We start from the raw sequence: 20,429 nt of genomic DNA on the forward strand, positions 1-20,429 counted from the left end.
TGTTAATCTGTTATTTTGATACTTCAAAAGTACAGGTAAATAACTGTCAAAAACTATAAAGGTTATTGATAGTTTTAATATCTTTATCAAAAAAACTGATACAATGACCATCACGCAATTAAAATACACCCTTGCTGTAGCTGAATATAAAAATTTTACCATCGCTGCTGAACACTGTTTTGTTACTCAGCCTACTTTAAGTATGCAAATTCAAAAATTAGAAGACGAATTAGAGGCTAAAATATTTAATCGTTCAAAAAAACCCATTGAATTAACACAAGTTGGTTTAAAAATTATAGCACAGGCGAAAATTATTGTAGATGAAAGCAGTCGTATTAAAGACATCGTGCATCAGCAAAAAGGCTTTATAGGTGGCGAATTTAAATTGGGAATTATCCCAACAATTATGCCTACATTATTGCCAATGTTTTTAAAAACATTCAGTAAAAAGTACCCGAAAGTTCAATTAATTATTGAAGAATTAACCACTGAAGAAATTATCAGAAAATTAAGCGACGGGCATATTGATGCTGCTTTAGCCGCTACACCGCTTGAAAACGAAGCCATAAAAGAACGTGTTTTATACTACGAGCCTTTTGTAGGATTGATTCCTGACGAACATCGTTTGTATAAAAAAAAGAAGATAAAAGTAGAAGATTTAGATGTTGATGATATTTTATTATTAGAAGACGGGCATTGTTTTAAAAACAGCATTATTAATTTATGTAGAACCCATAAAAAGAATTCAGCACAAGGTTTTCAATTACAAAGCGGTAGTTTCGATACGCTAATTAAATTATCAAAAGATGGCTTAGGGATGACTTTATTGCCTTATTTAAACACCCTTGATTTGAATGAAAAAGACAGCAAAAATTTAAGAGAATTTGAAACACCGCCACCCGCAAGAGAAGTGAGTTTAATTTATCATAAATCGCAGCTTAAAATGCAATTAATTGAAGCCTTAAATAAAACAATCGATAGCGTGGTAAGAGGCGCAATTGCCTTTAATGATGTTCAAATTATTAGTCCGATTCAGAAGATGTAAAATTATAATCAAAAAAAATCCCGCAATTTCTTGCGGGATTTTTTATAGTTAAAATACTAGATTAAAATTTATATTCCGATAAAGGCTTCGGAAATGCTTCTGGATTTTCTGCTAAATGATAGCGAGGGTCATCAACATCTTCAATAATTACATTTTTAAAAGTATCACTAGCCTTATACATTAGCACCTTACAGTCTTCACTTAAGTGTTTTAATTTGATTGTTTTTCCTGCGGCTTGGTATTTTTCAACCAATAAAAACAAGGCTTCTAAAGCCGAATGGTCTGAAATTCGCGATTCTACAAAATCAATTTCTATATTTTCAGGATCATTTTTAATATCAAACTTATCGTTAAATTCGGTAATACTTCCGAAGAATAAAGGACCCCAAATTTCGTACACTCTTGTTCCATCGGCTTTTAAACGTTTTCTAGCTCTAATTTTCTTAGCGCTCGACCAAGCAAATGATAATGCCGAAATAATAACCCCTACAAATACGGCAATTGCCAAATCAAAAAATACCGTTACCGCCGATACAATAATTAAAACAAAAGCATCCGAAGCAGGTATTTTTTTCATAATTCGAAAACTCGACCATGCAAAAGTTTCAATAACCATCATAAACATTACCCCTACTAATGCCGCAATTGGCACTTGCTCAATGTATTTATCAGCAAATAAAATAAAGGTTAATAAGGTTAACGACATCATTACTCCCGATAAACGCCCACGTCCGCCAGCGTTAATATTTATTACCGTTTGCCCAATCATACCACAACCTCCAGTACCACCAAATAAACCACTAACCATATTACCAGCTCCTTGAGCGATACATTCTTTATTTCCATTTCCTCTAGTTTCTGTTAATTCATCTACTAAATTCATGGTCATTAAGGTTTCAATTAAACCAACCGATGCTGCTAAAAATGCGTACGGTGCAATAAATTTTAAGGTTTCTAAATTGAAAGGTAAATTACTCCAAAGTTCTAAAACATTTAAGTTTTTTGATAGCTCTGCTATTCCATTTAAACCTGCTCCGCCTCCATCTCTAATAAAATCACCTACATTTATGGCATTTAATCCACTAAAAATTGAAATTAAGGTAACAATTAAAATTGCAGTTAAAGCCGCAGGAATTTTTGTGGTAATTTTTGGCAATCCCCAAACAATAAGCATTGTTAATAAAACCAAACCAATCATTATATAAAGCTTTTCGCCTTGCATTGCCGATTTTACAACACCAGAATCTTTAACCGAATAAAAACCGTCTTGTTTTACATTAAAAATAACTTTTTTAGTTGTCGGATTAAAAACCTGCCCATCAGAAATAATAAAATCTGCTGATTTTGTTTGATTATTTATAACCGACGTATCTTTTATAGTATATAAAACAGTACCCGATAAAACATCTTTTACTTCATTATTGTTTACATTATAAACCAGCTCTTTAGATGTTGTTTTACGCTTATTCTGCCCAAAAAAATCTTTAGTATTTTCGGTAAACATTCCTAATTGCGCCATAAAAATAACGATGGCAAGTCCGTTTACAAACCCCATCATTACAGGGTGTGGAATTAACCTGACAAACTTACCGAGCTTAAATAGTCCTGCAAATACTTGTATGACCCCCATTAAAACCACGGCGGCGAGTAAATAAAAATACCCCATATTTTCGACAGGGTTTTCAAATAATAAGCCTTTGGCGTGTCCTTCTTGAATCATGTGTACAAAAATAACTGCTACTGCTCCTGCTGCACCTGAAATTAATCCTGGGCGCCCACCGAAAATGGCAGAAATTATTCCTACTACAAAAGCTCCAAATAACGCTACAATTGGGCTAATTTGAGCAACAAAGGCAAAGGCAACCACTTCGGGAATCATTGCTAAAGAAACTGTAATACCCGCTAAAGCATCGTCTTTAATGTTAAGTTTCTTATTTTTAAGGTATTTCATCATAATTATATCCGTTTTGCTAAATTTTTTCTAAAAGATGGCAAATGTAAAGATAATTTTATTCATATAATTTTATGTTTGTTTAAGTTTAATTTTGCTTAACTTTAATTTTGTTCACTTAATTTTTTACTTTATTTTTGACGCTCAACTATCAAGCCAATTTGGTAGCAAATCATGAGCAGGAAAACACTACTTACTTCAAAAGAAATTGAAATCATTCTGCATCGATTAGCCTGTGAGTTAATCGAAAATCACAACGATTTTTCTAATACCGTTTTAATAGGATTACAACCAAGAGGAAGTTATTTGGCAAAACGATTAGCACAATTGTTAACGGATGATTATCAAATTAAAAACTTACAATTAGGGCTTTTAGACATTACTTTTTATCGAGATGATTTTCGACGAAGAGATGCTCCTTTAGAAGCTACATCAACAGAAATTGACTTTTTAATCGAAAATAAAAAAGTGGTTATTATTGATGATGTGCTTTATTCAGGAAGAAGTGTACGAAGTGCTTTAACAGCAATTCAATCGTACGGGCGACCAGAAAACATTGAGTTATTGGTACTTATTGACCGCCGTTTTAGCCGTCATTTACCAATTCAACCTAATTATAGAGGACGACAAGTAGATGCCATTAATGAAGAAAAAGTGGTGGTTAACTGGCAAGAAACTCATGAAAAAGACACCATTTACTTAGAAACTAAGCCTACCAAGGTAGACTCGCAATTATAAAACAAAACGACGATGAAGCAGTTAAGTGTTGAAAATTTATTAGGTATCAAATACCTTAACAAAACTGATTTAGAGCTTATTTTTGAAACTGCTTCTCATTTTAAAGAAGTTATCAACAGACCCATTAAAAAAGTTCCTTCTTTACGAGATATTACCATTGCTAATCTGTTTTTTGAAAATAGTACTCGTACAAAATTATCATTCGAATTAGCTGAAAAACGTTTGTCGGCAGATGTTATTAATTTTTCGGCAGGGCAATCATCCGTAAAAAAAGGAGAAACTTTAATTGACACGGTGAACAATATTTTAGCCATGAAGGTTGATATTGTTGTAATGCGTCATGCAAGTGTTGGAGCTGGTATTTTTTTATCAAGACATGTAGATGCTAAAATTATTAATGCTGGTGATGGAACTCATGAACATCCTACACAGGCATTATTAGATAGTTTTTCTATGCGAGAAGCTTTAAACAGTAATTTAAAAGGTAAAAAAATTGTTATTGTTGGTGATGTTTTACACTCACGTGTAGCACTTTCTAATATTTTCGCTTTGCAATTACAAGGTGCTGAAGTTAAAGTTTGTGGACCAACAACTTTAATCCCTCGATATATTGGTAGCTTAGGTGTTCAAGTAGAAACTGACCTAAAGAAAGCCCTAGAATGGTGTGATGTTGCCAATGTTTTACGTGTACAACACGAACGAATGGACATTAAATATTTCCCTTCAACTAGAGAATATACACAGCTTTTTGGTATTAACAGAGAAATTTTAGACGACCTGAATAAAGACATCGTTATTATGCACCCAGGACCAATAAACCGTGGTGTTGAACTAACAAGTGATGTTGCCGACAGCAAACAAGCTATTATTTTAAATCAGGTAGAAAATGGTGTTGCCGTACGTATGGCGGTTATTTATTTACTAGCTCAGCAAATAAAAAGATAATTATTACTATGAAAACTAAAGAAAAAAATAATTATATTTTAATTACTTCTGATGAAAAAAGTTTTCAAGATTTTTTCTTAAACTTTGAAAAAGAACACCTTAAGTACATTAACAATCATATTATTATTGAAGTTTTAGGTGATTTTACCAGTTCAAAAGAAAATATTTCACTATTTTTGGAATATGCTGATAAACATCAAGAAAGTGGCACATCTTTTGTAATTATAGTTAAAGATATAAATATTGATGATTTTCCAGAAACATTTAACATTGTTCCAACTTTAGAGGAGGCACAAGATGTATTATTAATGGAAAATATGCAGCGTGAATTAGGCTTTTAAATAGTTATAATCATTAATTCCTAAAATTAAGATATATGGTTAAAAAAATACTTTTTTTATTTTTATTGGTAACAGTTGCTGGTTTTTCGCAAGAAAAACAGTTAGATAAACTCGTTGCTTCTCCAAATCCCTTTAGGAATAACACTACTATTTTTATCGATTCAAAAAACAACCAAACCGTATTTTTATCTGTTAAAAATATCCTAGGGAAAACTGTTTTTTATAAAGAAATTAAAATAGAAATCGGGCGTAATAAAATTCCTTTTGAACGCAACGATTTAAAAGCAGGTATGTATATTTACGCTATTCAAAGTAATAAAGAAGTTATTTCTAAACGATTTGTAATTAAATAAATGAGTTTACAGTTAAGTATTTTAGGTTGTCATTCAGCAACTCCGAGAGTAAATTCTCACCCGACATCTCAATATTTAGAAATTAACAACAGTCATTTTTTAATTGATTGTGGCGAAGGTACCCAACGACAAATGCGTAAATATAAAATTGGTTTTTCTAAAATCAACCATATTTTTATTTCTCATTTACACGGCGATCATTTTTTTGGATTAATCGGGCTTGTTTCTACTTTTGGTATTTTAAACCGTGAAAAAGATTTACATATTTACGGACCTAAAGGAATTAAAGAAATTACCCTTCTTCAATTAAAATTAGCCAAATCGTGGACTAAATACAAATTATTTTTTCATGAATTAACATCCACAGAAAGTGAATTAATTTTTGAAGACGATAAAGTTACCGTACATACAATTCCTTTAGATCATCGTGTTTATACCAATGGATTTTTATTTAAAGAGAAAGAAAAACCACGAAAATTACACATCGGAAATATTGAATTGTACGATGGCGAAATAAATAGAGCCGATTATCATAATATAAAAGCAGGGAAAGATATTACACTCGCTACAGGCGAAATTGTTCCTAATACTGAATTAACCATTGCTCCAGCACCAGCAAAAAGTTATGCTTTTTGTAGTGATACCGCCTACAAACCCGATATTGTTCCTATTATTAAAAATGTAGATTTATTATATCATGAAGCTACCTTTTTAAAAGATAGGGAAGATTTGTGTGAAAAAACAAAACATTCTACTGCCGAACAAGCTGGAAATATTGCTAAGCGAGCAAGTGTAAAAAAATTAATTATCGGGCATTATTCTAGCAGGTATTCAAATATTGAGGCTTTTAAAAAAGAAGCACAAACTGTTTTTGAAAATGTTGAGCTAGCAGAAGCAGGAAAACAATATACCACAAGTAATAACTCAATCAATATTAATAATTAATATTGATTCGCCGATAATAATACCAAGGTGCAGGCTACTTCATATTCAATTTTATTTGCTAATAAAAGAGCGTAAAATTCCTTATTTTCTGTTCCTGGATTAAAAATTATACGCCTAGGCTTTAACGAAATTATATACTCATAATAGGCTTTTTGACGCTCAGGGTTTAAATATAATGTAACGGTATCAATAGCAGTAAACGCTGTTTTTTTTGTGGTTATAATTACACCTAATATACTACCACTTCTTAGACCGATAGCTATTACCTCAACCTGTTTTTCAACCAATCTTTTTATAGCAATATTTGAATATCTTGTAGGATTTAAAGAAGCTCCTATGACCAATGTTTTTTTCATTACAAATGTTAATAATTTATTAAATATAGTTAATATTTGTAACAAAACAACTAATAATAAGTCTTGTAAGTAGTATTACACCTTATTATATATATAATTATTAAAAATACAAAAGAAAATTAACCAACAAAAAAACAAAATGAAGAATTTTTTTCTATTCCTTTTTATAGTATTTAGTGTTAGTTTATTTGCTCAAAATAAAAAACCTCTAAAAATTGGTATTATTTCGGGTAAAGTAATTGACGAAGTATCGAAAGAAGCATTGCCTTATGTAAATATCATAATCAAAAATACTTCTAATAAAATTTTAACGGGTGGTATAACAAATGATAATGGTACTTTTAGTATCAAAAATATATCTGAAGGAAAAAATACAATCGAAATTCAATTTATAGGATACAAAACAGTATCTAAATCAATTACGATTAGTAATAAAAACAAAAAAGTATCTTTAGGTACAATTTCTTTATCCGAAGATAGTACGGCTTTGGATGAAGTTATAGTACGTGCAGAGACATCTACTGTAACTCAAAAAATAGACAGAAAAGTAATTAACGTAGGTAAAGATTTGGCATCGGCAGGTGCAACAGCATCTGAATTATTAAACAACGTGCAATCAGTAAGTGTCGATAGCCAATCGGGCGCATTAAGCCTTCGTGGAAATTCAAATGTACGTGTTTTAGTTGACGGAAAACCAACCAATATGAGTACGGCTCAATTATTACAGCAAATACCCGCAACTTCTATTAAAAGTATTGAATTAATTACCAATCCATCAGCAAAATATAATCCTGAAGGAATGAGTGGAATTATCAATATCATTTTAAATAAAGGCGCTAATATTGGTTTTAACGGGGCAATTAATACCGGAATTACACAAGGAGAAAACACCCGTTATAATGCTTCATTAAATATGAATTATAAAACGGGTAAAGTTAACTTCTATACTAATTTAGGCTACAATGGCGGTAAACGCCATAATTATGGTTCAATTGTAAGAACAGGAGAAGGAGCTTCTAGTCAAAATTTTATTTTTGATAACGACAGAGAATCATATTTAGTAAAACTCGGTGCTGATATTTATATTAATAATAAAAATACTTTATCATTTTATACTACTCAAAACAGAACGAATGGTTTTAACGATGGGGTGGTAAAAGTATATGGCCTTGCAAATACACTTGCTCAAAATGCCCCTAATACTTCCGATAACAACAATAATTCGGCAAGTTATAACATGAATTATAAAATCGACTTTAGCCAAGAAGGGCATAATTTAGAATTTGAAGCAACTTATTCTGATTCAGAAAATGATGAAGATGCGACAAATGATGAAACTATTATACTAGCAACTGACCCTGAATATAAATTCTTGAATTATTTTAATACCATTAAAAACAAGGCAAATAATACCTTAATTAATCTTGATTATACAAAGCCAATATCAAAAAATGGTAAATTAGAACTTGGTTTAGAATACAGAACAAACCAAACCAAAAATAATAACAATACAGATCAAGATGGTTATAAAATAGATACTAATGGTAATTTAGTGCTTGACGCTAGTGATGTACCTATTATAGAGGCTATCGGAAAATCAGCTTTTACTTATAATCGAGATATTTTTTCTGGTTATATTAACTACGGACACCAATTTAACAAATTAACCATGCAATTAGGTGCTCGTATTGAACAATACGACGTAAAAGGAAGTTTTACCAATAAAAATGAAACTAAACCTTATACTGATAATATTTTCAGCATTTATCCTTCTGCTTTTTTCACCTTTAATCCATCAGAAAAAAATCAGTATCAATTAAGTTATAGCCGTAGGGTTGACAGACCTTCTATTAGCCAAGTAAACCCGATTAGAGAATGGAGTACGCCTTTAATTACATCGGTTGGAAACCCTAATTTAAAACCGCAGTTTACCAATTCATTTGAGTTAAATTACACCCGTAAAATAAAAGGAGGTTCGCTTACATTTGGTACATTTTACAGAAAAGTAACCGACGAAATTTCAACTATTTTATACAAAGATCCTTCGGATAATACCAATACAAAACAACTAAAATCAGATCAGAATTTTGATGGAAATAACCGATATGGTTTTGAAATGTCTAGTAATTATCGCATTACAAAATGGTGGAGTACCAATGCCAGTTTAGACCTTTATTCGCAAACATTAAAAGGGCTTGTTAGCAATGTTGAAAAACAAGTAGAAAACACTGCTTTTAATGCACGATTAAGCAATAGTTTTTCGGCTTCTAAAAAATTAAAATTTCAATTATTCGCTATGTATCGAGGTGCGAATAAAAATTTACAATTTAATGTTGACCCAATGTGGATGGTTAATGCAGGCGCTCGCTACAGTATTTTAAAAGGAAAAGGAAGCCTTTCGTTTAAAGTAAATGATATTTTTAAAGGCATGAAATTTAGTTTTAATGCAACAGACCCATACACCCAAACAGGGCAGTTTAATTGGGAAAGCAGAACAGCTTATTTAGGTTTTAATTACCGATTTGGTGGCGGTAAAAACAAGGCTAAACAAAGAAGACGTAGAGATAATAATGAAAAACAAGGCGGTGGTTTTATGTAGCCTTTAATTTAAACATCAAAAAAAATCCGAAGATACGTTCTTCGGATTTTTTTAATATATTTTTTTTGGAGCTATTTCCCGCTTTCCGCACTCGCTCTTTTTTTGAAAAAAATCAAAAAAAGGAGCTCAAACAATTGCTTCAATCGGGGCTAAAAACTACCAACGAATTACAACAGAACCCCAAGTAAATCCACTACCAAAAGCAGCTAAAACAACTAAATCATTGTCTTTAATTTTCCCTTGTTCCCAAGCTTCGGTTAAGGCAATAATTACAGATGCCGCCGTCGTATTTCCGTATTTCATGATATTATTATACACTTTATCGTCAGACAATTGAAATTTCTTTTGAATAAACTGTGCGATACGTAAATTTGCTTGATGCGGAATTAACATATCAATATCTCCTTTCTGTAAATCGTTTGCTTGTAAACCTTCTATAATCGCTTCCGAAAAACGTGTTACAGCGTGCTTAAATACAAACTGCCCATTCATATATGGGTAATAAGAAATATCATCTGGATCGTTATTTTTAATTAATTCAGGAACCCATCGACCTGTAGATGGTCCTTCTAACATTAATTCTTTAGCGTGTTTACCTTCTGAATGTAAATGAGATGATAAAATCCCTTTACCTTTCTCTTCAGTTCTTGATAAAACAGCTGCTCCTGCCCCATCACCAAAAATTACAGAAACATTTCTTCCTCTTGTTGATTTGTCTAAACCACCTGAATGATTTTCGGCACCAATTACCAAAATATTTTTATACATTCCTGTTTTAATAAACTGATCGGCAACCGACATGGAATAAATAAAACCAGAACACTGATTACGGATATCTAAAGCTCCGATTGTTGGTAAATCTAACATTTCTTGCACCTGCACGCCTCCTCCTGGAAAATACATATCAGGGCTTAAGGTTGCAAAAATAATAAAATCGATATCCTCTTTTTGTAATCCCGAACGCTCAATAGCTATTTTTGACGCTTTAAAACCCATAACAGCAGTTGTATCCTCTGTTTTAGGATCTATCCAACGACGTTCTTCAATTCCTGTTCGCTCCTGAATCCATTCATCTGAAGTTTCCATGAATGCTGTTAAATCATTATTTGTTACCACATTTTCTGGCACATAATAACCCAATCCTGTTATTTTTGAACTATACATATATTTTGGTTGATTTCTATTGTTTGCTTGTTTGTAGACTACAAAAATAGGCATTTTCATTAGGATATAAAACTGACTTAAAAATGTCATTTTGTCATATACTATCGTTAAAACTTCTTTTGGTATTTTTTTTGACTAATTACTTATCAGAAAATAATATCAAACAAAATATATAATTATGAGCAAAGGAAGTATTAATGTGTCGGTAGAAAATATATTTCCACTGATTAAAAAGTTCTTGTATTCTGATCACGAAATTTTTTTACGTGAGTTAATATCAAACGGAACAGATGCAACTACTAAATTAAAGCACTTAATTTCTATTGGTGAGGCAAATACTGAATTAGGAGATGCTAAAATTGAAATTAGTATTGATAAAGATGCTAAAACAATTACAATTAAAGATCAAGGTTTAGGAATGACTGCTGATGAAGTTGAAAAATACATCAACCAAATTGCATTTTCTGGAGCTGAAGAATTTTTAGATAAATACAAAGACGATAAAAACGAGACTGGTGTAATTGGACACTTTGGTTTAGGTTTTTATTCTGCTTTTATGGTAGCTCATAAAGTAGAATTAATTTCTAAATCTTTTAAAGATGCTCCTGCTGCTCATTGGACTTGTGATGGTTCTCCTGAATTTACTTTAGTTGAGCATGATAAAGCTGACAGAGGTACAGAAATTATTTTACACGTTGCTGATGATTCTTTAGAATTTTTAGAAGAAGCTAAAATTGGTGGTTTATTAAACAAATACAATCGTTTTAATCAAGTGCCAATTAAATTTGGAACTAACAAAATAAACGACCCTGAATTTACTCCTGCAACTACTACAGATGCTGATGGTAAAGAAACTACTGAACCTCACAGACAAATTGAAGTTGATAACATTATCAACAACACAAACCCAGCTTGGACAAAAGCACCTGCTGATTTAAATGATGAAGATTACACGAACTTTTACAAAGAGTTATATCCTACGCAGTTTGAAGAATCGTTATTTCACATTCATTTAAATGTAGATTATCCGTTTAACTTAACAGGAATTTTATTCTTCCCTAAGTTAACCCAGAGTTTAGATATGCAAAAGGATAAAATCCAATTATATCAAAACCAAGTATATGTAACTGATAATGTTGAAGGAATTGTTCCTGACTTTTTACAGATGTTAAAAGGTGTTATCGATTCTCCTGATATTCCTTTAAATGTTTCTCGTTCTGGTTTACAAGCTGACGGAGCTGTGAAGAAAATTTCTGGTTACATTACTAAAAAAGTTGCTGATAAATTAAGTTCTTTATTCAAAAAAGATAGAGCTGATTTTGAGCAAAAATGGAATGATATCAAAGTAATTATCGAATACGGAATGTTATCGGAAGATAAATTTATGGATAAAGCTAAGAAATTTGCTTTATATCCAACTGTTGCCGATACTTATTTTACTTTTGATGAATTAGTTGAAAAAACTAAAGATAATCAAACAGATAAAGACGGAAATCACATCGTTTTATACGCATCTAATAAAGAAGCACAACACAGTTATATTCAAGAAGCTACGGCTAAAGGATACGAAGTTGTTGTTTTAGATTCTCCAATTGTATCGCATTTAATGCAAAAATTAGAAACTGCTGGAGAAACTAAAGTTCAGTTTGTACGTGTAGATTCTGATTTTATTGATAACTTAATCAAAAAAGATGAAGCGGTTATTTCTAAATTAACTGATAAAGAAAAAGAGGCTTTAAAACCTGTTATTGAAGGTGTAATTGCATCACAAACTTATACTGTTCAATTAGAAGCAATGGACTCTTCTTCGTCTCCATTTATAATTACAGTACCTGAGTTTATGCGTAGAATGAAAGAAATGCAAGCTTCTGGTGGTGGAGGTGGAATGATGGGAATGGGTAATTTACCTGAAATGTATAACTTAGTTGTAAATACAAATTCTCCTTTAGTTTCTGAAATTTTAAATGCTGATGAAGACAAAAAAGCAGATTTAATTACACAAGCTTTCGATTTAGCGAAGTTATCGCAAAACTTATTACATGGTGAAGCTTTAACGAACTTTATCAAGCGTTCTTACGAATTAATCAAATAATAATATTACTTTTTAATATCTAAAACCTCTTTGTTAACTCAAAGAGGTTTTTACATCCTTAATCAATACAAACATCCCCCAATTATGAAAAAATTACTGTTACTTTTATCAATCGGTTTAGTTAGTTTATCATGTAGTAAAGACGATGATACTATTACCGAACTTAACGAAACTGAAACGCAAACACAGACGCAAACCCCTAGTAAAAATCTTAGTGCAGAACAACAAGATTTCTTATTAGAATATGAAGCTATTGTTGATGATTTAAAATGGACAAAAGAAATTTCAATCTTTTTAGATGGAAATATTACATCCGAATATAAAAAGATCGTAAAAGAAGTTTTAGACACTTATAATCCATTATTTTCTGATGGAACAAAAATTAGCTTGGTAAAAAGTGCAAAAGAATCGAATGTACATTTGTATAATTCTACTAAAGATGAATTAGCTTCTTTTTGGTCAGATATTTATAGTTATACAGGCGGTGCTATTGGTTACGGAACTACCTCATGGTCATCGAGTTCTTATGCTGGTGAAAGAATTATTAATGAAGGTAGAATTTGGGTAGAAACAGGTAGTAATACCTCGCTATTATTTCACGAATTAGGACACGTTTTAGGATTAGGTCATAGTAGTGACAAATACTGTAGTTCTTCTGTTATGTGCGGCGTACCAACGGCTAATACATTATCTGCTTTTGATAAAGCAATGATAAAAATACGTTATCATTCTGATGTAAAATCGGATACTACTTTTGAAGAAATGAAACCTGTTATTGAAAAATTATTACTAAACAAAGAAGTTGTAATAGAGTAAATTTTCAATTAAATAACCCTATTTTTTCTAAACCTCTTTGTTTATTCAAAGAGGTTTTTTTGGCGAATAACTTGTAAGCCTTATTTATTGATTCCTATTATTTTGTACCTTTAGCTAAAAAAACATGAAAAATCAATTTAGCTTAGAAATTAACACCGCCTGTTCAGAAAAATTTAACGAATTTAAACCTACAAAATTAGGTGGTTTTTGTAATTCTTGTGATAAAGAAGTAATTGATTTTACAAAAATGACCGCACAAGAAATTAGCTATTATTTTAAAAATAATACATCTAAAAATACTTGCGGACAGTTTAATAAAAAACAATTAACAACTTATAACGAAAAACCTATCCGAAGAAAAAAATATGGTTTTTTAGCAACTTTAGGACTTGCTGTATTGTCTTTATTTTCTTTTAATACAACTCAAGCACAAAAAAAAAATACGCCTATTGATAAAAATAATATCGACCTAAATAATGAAGAAAAAGATATTCTTGTAAAAGGAGTTGTTTCTGATGAATCAGGGCCTTTGCCAGGTGTAAGTGTTATTTTAAAAGGAACTACTTCTAGTACAGAAACAAATTTTGAAGGTGATTTTACATTTCCAGAATTACTAAAAAAAGGAGATATTTTAATTTTTAGTTTTATAGGAATGGATAATAAAAAAGTAGTAATTCAAAATAATAATTCTGTAAATACTCTAAATTTAAAAGTTACTATGACTCAAGACTCTTGTCTATTGATGGGTAAAGTCGCTGTTAAAAAAGTGTACCGTTCTAAAAAATCTTAAAAATAAATTAGAATGAAAAAAAGTATCGGCTTGTTTTTTATTATTTACGTCAATTTAATAAATGCCCAAATATCAGATTTTAAAGATATTAATTTTACCAAAGCCGATAATATTGCAAAACTAAATCGTAACGAAAACTTAAAAAACTTACCGCTACTCTGTTATAAATTAACATATAAACTAAGTACCGATGTTGAGAAATTTAGAGCTATTTACACTTGGGTTGCTACAAATATTAAAGCAGATGCTAAAACGCATAATAAAGTAACTAGAATGCGTGAAAAGTTTAAAAATGATAGTGTTTCTTTATCTAATTGGAATACTAGTTATAAAAAAATAGTATTTAAAAAATTGGTGAAACATAAAAAAACAATGTGTACTGGTTATGCCTACTTAATTAAAGAAATGGCTAGTATTGTAAATATTGAATCTAAAATTATTAATGGTTACGGCAGAACGGTATCTTCTAATATTGATACGCTAGAAAATATAAATCATTCTTGGAACTCGGTTAAACTTAACAATAAATGGTATTTATGTGATGCCACGTGGTCTAGCGGATATTTTGACGAAAATAATTCTTTTATTACAGATTATAATACAGGATACTTTTTAACAGACCCTGTATTATTTTCTAAAAATCATTATCCTTTACAGCAAAAATGGTTGCTAAACACGACACAAACCGTTTCAAATTTTACAGAATCTCCTTTAGTTTATGGTGAAATTTTTAGACATAAAATAGTACCATTATTTCCTAAAAAAATGAACATAATAACCAAAAAAAAACAGGTTATTAATTTCAGTTTAAAATCATTAAAAGACAATTCATCTAAAAAAATTACATTAGTTTATTTTTCAGGTGATGATTTACGGCAATTAAAAATATACGATCTTAAAAAAAATAATACGCTGATTTCTTTTAAATACAAATTTAAAAGAAAGGGTAATTACGATATTCATTTAAAAATTGACACTAATATTATAGCTACCTATGTTGTAAAAGTTACTGATTAATACTTCAAAAAAATAGCATTAAAAATATTGCTAATAAACAATAATTATCGATGCTATTTTATTTATTTAGCAAATCAGAATACCCTTGAATGAACTCGATATAAACTTGAAAAACCTAAAACCCCTAGCCCCGATTGAAGCAATTGTTTGAGCTCCTTTTTGTTTTTTTCAAACAAAAAGAGCGAGTGCGGAAAGCGGGAAATAGCTTCAAAAAAAAATTAAATTTTAATAAATCTACTCACTAAATTATTTATCTGTTCTGAAATTGAGAACTTAATCACTATAAATAAATACGCAGGAATAATTAAAATACTTTTTAAAATGATGTTAATTAACGGATCTATTCTAAAGTTTTTTACAGAGAATTCTGGCACGGAGAAATTCCAGAAATAAAAGGCTAAAAACACTCCTAAAATTATAAAAACCATTTGCAAAGTTTTTAAGGTATATGGAAACATTTTTAATTTATGATGCACAAACCAAAGTTTAAAGGCATTAAAAGTTAACACGGCTAATAAAGTAGCTAGGGCTAAACCTTCCGTTCCCATACCTACTTTATTGTAAAAAAATATATTCAAATAAGTAACCATAAAAGCCATTCCAAGACCAATTGGCATTACTATTTTATAAAATTTTGAGTTTTGAATAATAGCTCCATTATTCCCTAAAGACATCATAAATAATTTTGCTCCAGAAATTAATAAAACTACTAAACCACCACCAGCATAATTTTTATTAGGCATTATTTTAAATAATTCATCAACATTACAGTTAACCAAAATAAAAAATAAACCTCCAACTAATAATAAATTGATAGCACTTTTATGATACAAACTTTTAGTTTCATTATCATTATTTTCATTAATAGCTTTTGATGTTAATGGCTGTAAAATTTGCCCCATCGCCCTACTTGGCGCTTCAATAAAACTTCCTATAAACAACGCTACTCCGTAATATGCAGCGGTTGCAAAACCTTCTTTTCCCGGTATCATTACTTTATCAATATCTAAAACTAATGCACCTGCGCTTCCTGCCAAAAGAATATAAAATGAATAACGTAAAACTTCTTTAAAATTATAAGGCAATGTAAAACTTAGCTTAGGCGTGTATAATTTAAACGCATAAAATAGCATCAAAAAAGTTCGTATTATATAGGCTAAAGCCATATAATATAAGAATTCTTGTTTGGTTATGATATCAAAATTTACGGCAAATAATAAGGTCATAATAGCCACCCTATTGTAAAGTTCTTTTAAAACATTCCCAAAAACCGATTGCATTTGTACTTTTGCCCACGAATAAAAGACTTCAAAATACGCACAACAAACGGCAATTATATAAATATAAATCGTGTAATTTTCGATAATTAAATTACCTTCAACATCACTTTTTGCTATATAACTCATAATTAAATTATGAAAAATATCCCAACAAAAACCAATAGGCAAGGCTACTAATAAGGGTAAAAAAAGTATGGAACTTAAAAAACTATCTTTTTCTTTTTTGGTTTTATAGGCAGAAAAAAACTTAATAATAGTAAATTGAATACCTAATGCCATAACAGGCATTAATAAATTAGACGCTGCAAATACATACGTTGCTAAACCGTAATATTCATCTTTTAAAAAACGAGCATATAAAAATATAGTATTTATCCCACCAATTAAAAATCCTAAATAGATAATTATGGTGTTTTTAAGTGATTGTTTTAATACGATTCCCAATTTATGAATTTATTAATTTGATGATTGATTGATATATTTTTTCGCCAACATTATTACCGTATAATGCTTCTTTAAAATCTTTTGTTGATTTTAAAAACTGGTTATAAGCTGTCGTAATTTCTTGCGGATTTGTAGCCGTTATTTTAGCATAACCATTGCTTACAAGCTCTGTCCATTCAGTTTCTTCTCTGGCAATAATGCAATATTTTTTGTTAAAAAAAGCTTCTTTTTGAAGTCCGCCACTATCGGTAACCACTAAATTACAATTTTTTAAAAGTTCGAGCATATCAAAATAACCAACAGGATTTATAAAAGTGATTTTTGGTTTTAATCCGTATAAATCGAGCATTTTTTTTGTCCGAGGATGCAACGGCATTATCACTTTTTTTGTTTTATTTATATCCTCTAATCCTAAAAAAACATTGGTGAGTTTTTGTTTATTATCTGTATTTTCTTGACGATGAATAGTTGCTAATACAAAGTCCTTTTTTGTCAAGTTTAAATCGGCAATAACTGTTGATTTTTCTTCGGAAAAAGCACCGTAAAACTCCACAGCATCTTTCATAATATCGCCATGTTGCTCAATTTTAATCGCTAAATTATCAAAACCTTCTTTCTTTAAATTATCCACAGCAACTTGTGTCGGACAACTTAATAAATCGGCAATTCTATCAGTTATAATTCGATTTATTTCTTCTGGCATTTGCATATTATACGAACGTAAACCAGCCTCGATATGCACTACTTTTATATGTAATTTCTTTGCTGATAAAGCGCCTGCAACCGTAGAATTTGTATCACCATAAACCACAATTGCATCGGGTTTTTCTGCTAGTAAAATTTCTTCAATTTTTTCTAGCATTTGTCCAGTCATCGCTCCATGATTTAAACCATTGATGTTTAAATTATATTTTGGTTTCGGAATTTGCATTTCATCAAAAAAAACAGCGCTCATATTGGCATCAAAATGTTGCCCTGTATGTACAATTACCTCTTCAATTTCTTGATGATTTTTTATGACTCTGCTTAACACCGCACCTTTTACAAACTGAGGTCTAGCTCCTAATATAGTTACTATTTTTTTCAAGAATTTACTACTTGTTTAAGTATTACTGATAATTTTTTGGTTAACTCCTTTCGGTGATATTGTTCTATATTTTTTGATGAAACTTGCAAACTGTTTTCTTTATAACTTTTATACAAACTTAAAACCGTTTTTTTAATTGCTTCTTTATCATCAAAATCAACAACAGTTCCTGAATTGGTGTTTTTTAAGATTTCTGCTAAATCGCCATCTTCAGGACCGATTGCTAAGATAGGGCGTTTTGCTTGTAAATACTCAAAAATTTTACCTGTTATAATTCCCTTTGCACTTGGAACTTTGTTTACAGCAAGTAATAAAACTTGTGAATTATTCTGATATTTTTGGACTTCTTTGTGTGGAACGTAATTTATTTTTTCAACATTTTTAAATTGATATTTTTCTAAATCAGCAATTACATCATCCGATAATTTACCAATTAGTTTTATCTCTAAATCATTTTTAAAAGTGTTATTTTCTTCGGATAATTCAGACAAAGCTTTCCATAAAATAATCGGATTCCTATCAGAATTCATCAAACCGATATGTGTTATTGAAAATTTATCATCTAAAACAACCTTATTTTTTTCATTTTCTGATGAATCATATCCATTGGTTATTACATGAATGTTTTTTGAAAATTTCTTGTAATTTTCTTTCATAGTTTCGCCAACTACGAGCGTTGCATCCGCATTTTTTAAAACTTGTTGTTCTAATTGATGATGTTTTTTAATGGCTTTTTTAGTTAACGGTAACTGATGAAAATAATCAATATCTGTCCACGGGTCACGAAAGTCTGCAATCCATTTTATGTTTAATTTTTGCTTTAATTTCAAGCCGATTAAATGCAAACTATGCGGAGGGCCCGTAGTAATAATGGCATCAATTTTATTTTCTGATAAATATTTTTTTAAATATTTTACTGATGGTTTAATCCAAAATTTACGAGCATCAGGAATAAAATAATTTGCTCTTATATATTGTAATATTTTTCCAAAAAAAGTTGGATTCGGATTTAAAAAACCCGCACTTGTTTTGGTTTCCTTCTTTTTAAATATTGATAAAAAATCGTTCGGTTCATAAATTGATTTTTTGATAACTTCAATATTTTTTGGCACATCATTTTCGAGAGAAGCATCAATAATTGGATACTTAGCTTCATCAACAGTATAAACAACAGGTTCGATATTAAAATCACGTAAATATTTTACAAATTTTAACCAACGTTGTACTCCCGAACCTCCTGCAGGAATCCAATAATAAGTAATAATTAGTACTTTCAAATTATAAATTAGCGTATAAATTAATTAATTCTTCTGATGTTTTATCCCAAGTAAAACGATTGTTTACAAACTCTTTTCCGTTAATTGCTAACGTTTCTCTTAAAGAAGTATTATTGTATAATTCCAAAATTTTTGCTGTAAAATCGGCTATATTTTCGGCTTCATGTACTAAACCAGAATTTACCCGTTTCACTAAATTTTCTTGAGCTGTTGCGTTGCTAACCAACAAAGGTTTGGCTAAACTCATATATTGAAAAAGTTTATTTGCGTACGTTGTATCGTGATGAATATTTCTGTGTAATGGCGATAAACAAATGTCACTATTAATAATATATTTTTGAAAAGTACTTTCATTTTGCCATCCTTCAAAAATAACTACATCATTTAAAGCTAGTTTATTTACAGTATTTTTAAGAGCTAAACTTACTTTTCCAACAATTACAAATCGTATATTTTTAATACTCTTTTGTAATTTTGGTAAACTTTCTATAACTGTTTTCAAACCTCTTCTTTCGCCTGTATCACCGATATATAATAAATTGAAAGTTGTATCTTTTTTAGCTGATGTTTCAATATTCTGATAAAAAGATTTTCGAACCGTATTAGGAACAACTGCAATATTTGTAGCTTTTATTTTAGTTCTGCTTAAAATTTCTTTTTTTGCTTCTTCGGTTACAACAATCAGTTTTGATGCTTTATTGATAAGTTCAGTTTCTTTACGTTGCCATTTTTTTACTGATATTAAAACATTGGCAGGAAACTTTTTTAAATGCGGATAAAACTTCATTATCTGCGGACGATTTTCGTGCAAATCTAACACTATAGGAAGTTGCTTTTTATTCGCTAAAAAAACAGCTTCAGCAACCACCATATCGTGTACATGAATTACATCGATTTTATAAACGGCTAAAAAATCAGCAATTTTATTTTTCATCAAATAAGAATAAAACGGAATTGTATAGGCTAAAGCCGATAATTTGTATTCTATTTTATTTGATGAATATCGAACTACTTCAATGCCATTTATAAGCTCATTTTTTTTTTGATTTCCGTAAGTTAAACAAAACAAAAACACTTGATGTCCTTGTTTTAGTAACTCAATTGCTTCATTTTCAACTCTAGGGTCAGGCGGAAATGTTTTATCTAAAATCATTCCTATCCTCTTGCCTATTTTGATGTCTTTTTTCAT

The 20,429-nt window shown here is 30.2% G+C and carries 18 protein-coding genes; 11 read left to right on the plus strand and 7 right to left on the minus strand.

Features of this window, described 5'->3' with window-relative positions; all coding sequences use genetic code 11:
• The first annotated feature begins 103 nt into the window (after positions 1 to 103).
• Positions 104 to 1,045, plus strand: a complete 942-nt coding sequence (locus ABNT14_RS08490) for a LysR family transcriptional regulator (RefSeq protein WP_101902822.1) — start codon at positions 104 to 106, stop codon at positions 1,043 to 1,045.
• 61 nt (positions 1,046 to 1,106) lie between these two features.
• Here ABNT14_RS08490 and ABNT14_RS08495 read toward each other — a convergent pair whose 3' ends face one another.
• Positions 1,107 to 2,999 (minus strand): SulP family inorganic anion transporter, encoded by a 1,893-nt coding sequence (locus ABNT14_RS08495; protein WP_101902823.1) that lies wholly within the window; start codon positions 2,997 to 2,999, stop codon positions 1,107 to 1,109.
• A 171-nt stretch (positions 3,000 to 3,170) separates the two neighbouring features.
• On the opposite strand from ABNT14_RS08495, the gene pyrR reads away from it, so the two are divergent.
• The 5 genes from pyrR to ABNT14_RS08520 are packed head-to-tail and all read left to right on the plus strand — an operon-like array spanning position 3,171 to position 6,318.
• Positions 3,171 to 3,734 (plus strand): bifunctional pyr operon transcriptional regulator/uracil phosphoribosyltransferase PyrR, encoded by a 564-nt coding sequence (gene pyrR, locus ABNT14_RS08500; protein WP_101902824.1) that lies wholly within the window; start codon positions 3,171 to 3,173, stop codon positions 3,732 to 3,734.
• 12 nt (positions 3,735 to 3,746) lie between these two features.
• Positions 3,747 to 4,679, plus strand: a complete 933-nt coding sequence (locus ABNT14_RS08505) for an aspartate carbamoyltransferase catalytic subunit (protein WP_101902825.1) — start codon at positions 3,747 to 3,749, stop codon at positions 4,677 to 4,679.
• Between the two features lie 8 nt (positions 4,680 to 4,687).
• Positions 4,688 to 5,020, plus strand: coding sequence for a hypothetical protein (locus ABNT14_RS08510; RefSeq protein ID WP_101902826.1), 333 nt, complete (start codon positions 4,688 to 4,690; stop codon positions 5,018 to 5,020).
• A gap of 35 nt (positions 5,021 to 5,055) precedes the next feature.
• Positions 5,056 to 5,373 (plus strand): T9SS type A sorting domain-containing protein, encoded by a 318-nt coding sequence (locus tag ABNT14_RS08515; protein WP_101902827.1) that lies wholly within the window; start codon positions 5,056 to 5,058, stop codon positions 5,371 to 5,373.
• Entirely contained in the window at positions 5,374 to 6,318 is a 945-nt protein-coding gene (locus tag ABNT14_RS08520; RefSeq protein WP_101902828.1) for a ribonuclease Z, read from the plus strand.
• Here ABNT14_RS08520 and ABNT14_RS08525 read toward each other — a convergent pair.
• A complete protein-coding gene (locus tag ABNT14_RS08525) occupies positions 6,315 to 6,674 on the minus strand; it encodes a CoA-binding protein (protein WP_101902829.1) in 360 nt (119 codons plus the stop codon). The genes ABNT14_RS08520 and ABNT14_RS08525 overlap by 4 nt on opposite strands.
• A gap of 139 nt (positions 6,675 to 6,813) precedes the next feature.
• Between ABNT14_RS08525 and ABNT14_RS08530 the strand changes: the two genes are divergently transcribed.
• The gene (locus ABNT14_RS08530) at positions 6,814 to 9,273 is read left to right on the plus strand and encodes a TonB-dependent receptor domain-containing protein (RefSeq protein WP_101902830.1); all 2,460 of its coding nucleotides are present in this window, start codon (positions 6,814 to 6,816) and stop codon (positions 9,271 to 9,273) included.
• Between the two features lie 156 nt (positions 9,274 to 9,429).
• On the opposite strand, the gene ABNT14_RS08535 is transcribed toward ABNT14_RS08530, so the two are convergent.
• A complete protein-coding gene (locus ABNT14_RS08535) occupies positions 9,430 to 10,437 on the minus strand; it encodes a beta-ketoacyl-ACP synthase 3 (protein ID WP_101903376.1) in 1,008 nt (335 codons plus the stop codon).
• Positions 10,438 to 10,615: 178 nt separating this feature from the next.
• Between ABNT14_RS08535 and htpG the strand changes: the two genes are divergently transcribed.
• The 4 genes from htpG (at position 10,616) to ABNT14_RS08555 (ending at position 15,152) form a co-directional block, all read left to right on the plus strand.
• Positions 10,616 to 12,529 carry a molecular chaperone HtpG gene (gene htpG / locus ABNT14_RS08540; RefSeq protein WP_101902831.1) on the plus strand — a complete coding sequence of 638 codons (1,914 nt, stop codon included), beginning with the start codon at positions 10,616 to 10,618 and terminating at the stop codon, positions 12,527 to 12,529.
• An 84-nt stretch (positions 12,530 to 12,613) separates the two neighbouring features.
• Positions 12,614 to 13,345, plus strand: a complete 732-nt coding sequence (locus tag ABNT14_RS08545; protein ID WP_101902832.1) for a DUF2927 domain-containing protein — start codon at positions 12,614 to 12,616, stop codon at positions 13,343 to 13,345.
• A 124-nt stretch (positions 13,346 to 13,469) separates the two neighbouring features.
• The gene (locus ABNT14_RS08550; RefSeq protein WP_058885499.1) at positions 13,470 to 14,135 is read left to right on the plus strand and encodes a carboxypeptidase-like regulatory domain-containing protein; all 666 of its coding nucleotides are present in this window, start codon (positions 13,470 to 13,472) and stop codon (positions 14,133 to 14,135) included.
• A 12-nt stretch (positions 14,136 to 14,147) separates the two neighbouring features.
• Positions 14,148 to 15,152 (plus strand): transglutaminase domain-containing protein, encoded by a 1,005-nt coding sequence (locus ABNT14_RS08555; RefSeq protein ID WP_058885500.1) that lies wholly within the window; start codon positions 14,148 to 14,150, stop codon positions 15,150 to 15,152.
• A gap of 218 nt (positions 15,153 to 15,370) precedes the next feature.
• On the opposite strand, the gene ABNT14_RS08560 is transcribed toward ABNT14_RS08555, so the two are convergent.
• The 4 genes from ABNT14_RS08560 to ABNT14_RS08575 are packed head-to-tail and all read right to left on the minus strand — an operon-like array spanning position 15,371 to position 20,429.
• Positions 15,371 to 16,876, minus strand: a complete 1,506-nt coding sequence (locus ABNT14_RS08560; protein WP_101902833.1) for a lipopolysaccharide biosynthesis protein — start codon at positions 16,874 to 16,876, stop codon at positions 15,371 to 15,373.
• Position 16,877: 1 nt separating this feature from the next.
• Complete coding sequence (gene wecB, locus ABNT14_RS08565) at positions 16,878 to 17,963, minus strand: non-hydrolyzing UDP-N-acetylglucosamine 2-epimerase (protein WP_101902834.1); 1,086 nt, start codon at positions 17,961 to 17,963, stop codon at positions 16,878 to 16,880.
• Entirely contained in the window at positions 17,960 to 19,240 is a 1,281-nt protein-coding gene (locus tag ABNT14_RS08570; RefSeq protein WP_101902835.1) for a glycosyltransferase family 4 protein, read from the minus strand. Before ABNT14_RS08570 ends, wecB begins: the two co-directional genes overlap by 4 nt.
• A gap of 1 nt (position 19,241) precedes the next feature.
• Positions 19,242 to 20,429, minus strand: coding sequence for a glycosyltransferase family 4 protein (locus ABNT14_RS08575; protein ID WP_101902836.1), 1,188 nt, complete (start codon positions 20,427 to 20,429; stop codon positions 19,242 to 19,244).

The organism is Tenacibaculum dicentrarchi (genome assembly GCF_964036635.1).
In the GTDB taxonomy this organism is placed as follows: domain Bacteria; phylum Bacteroidota; class Bacteroidia; order Flavobacteriales; family Flavobacteriaceae; genus Polaribacter; species Polaribacter dicentrarchi.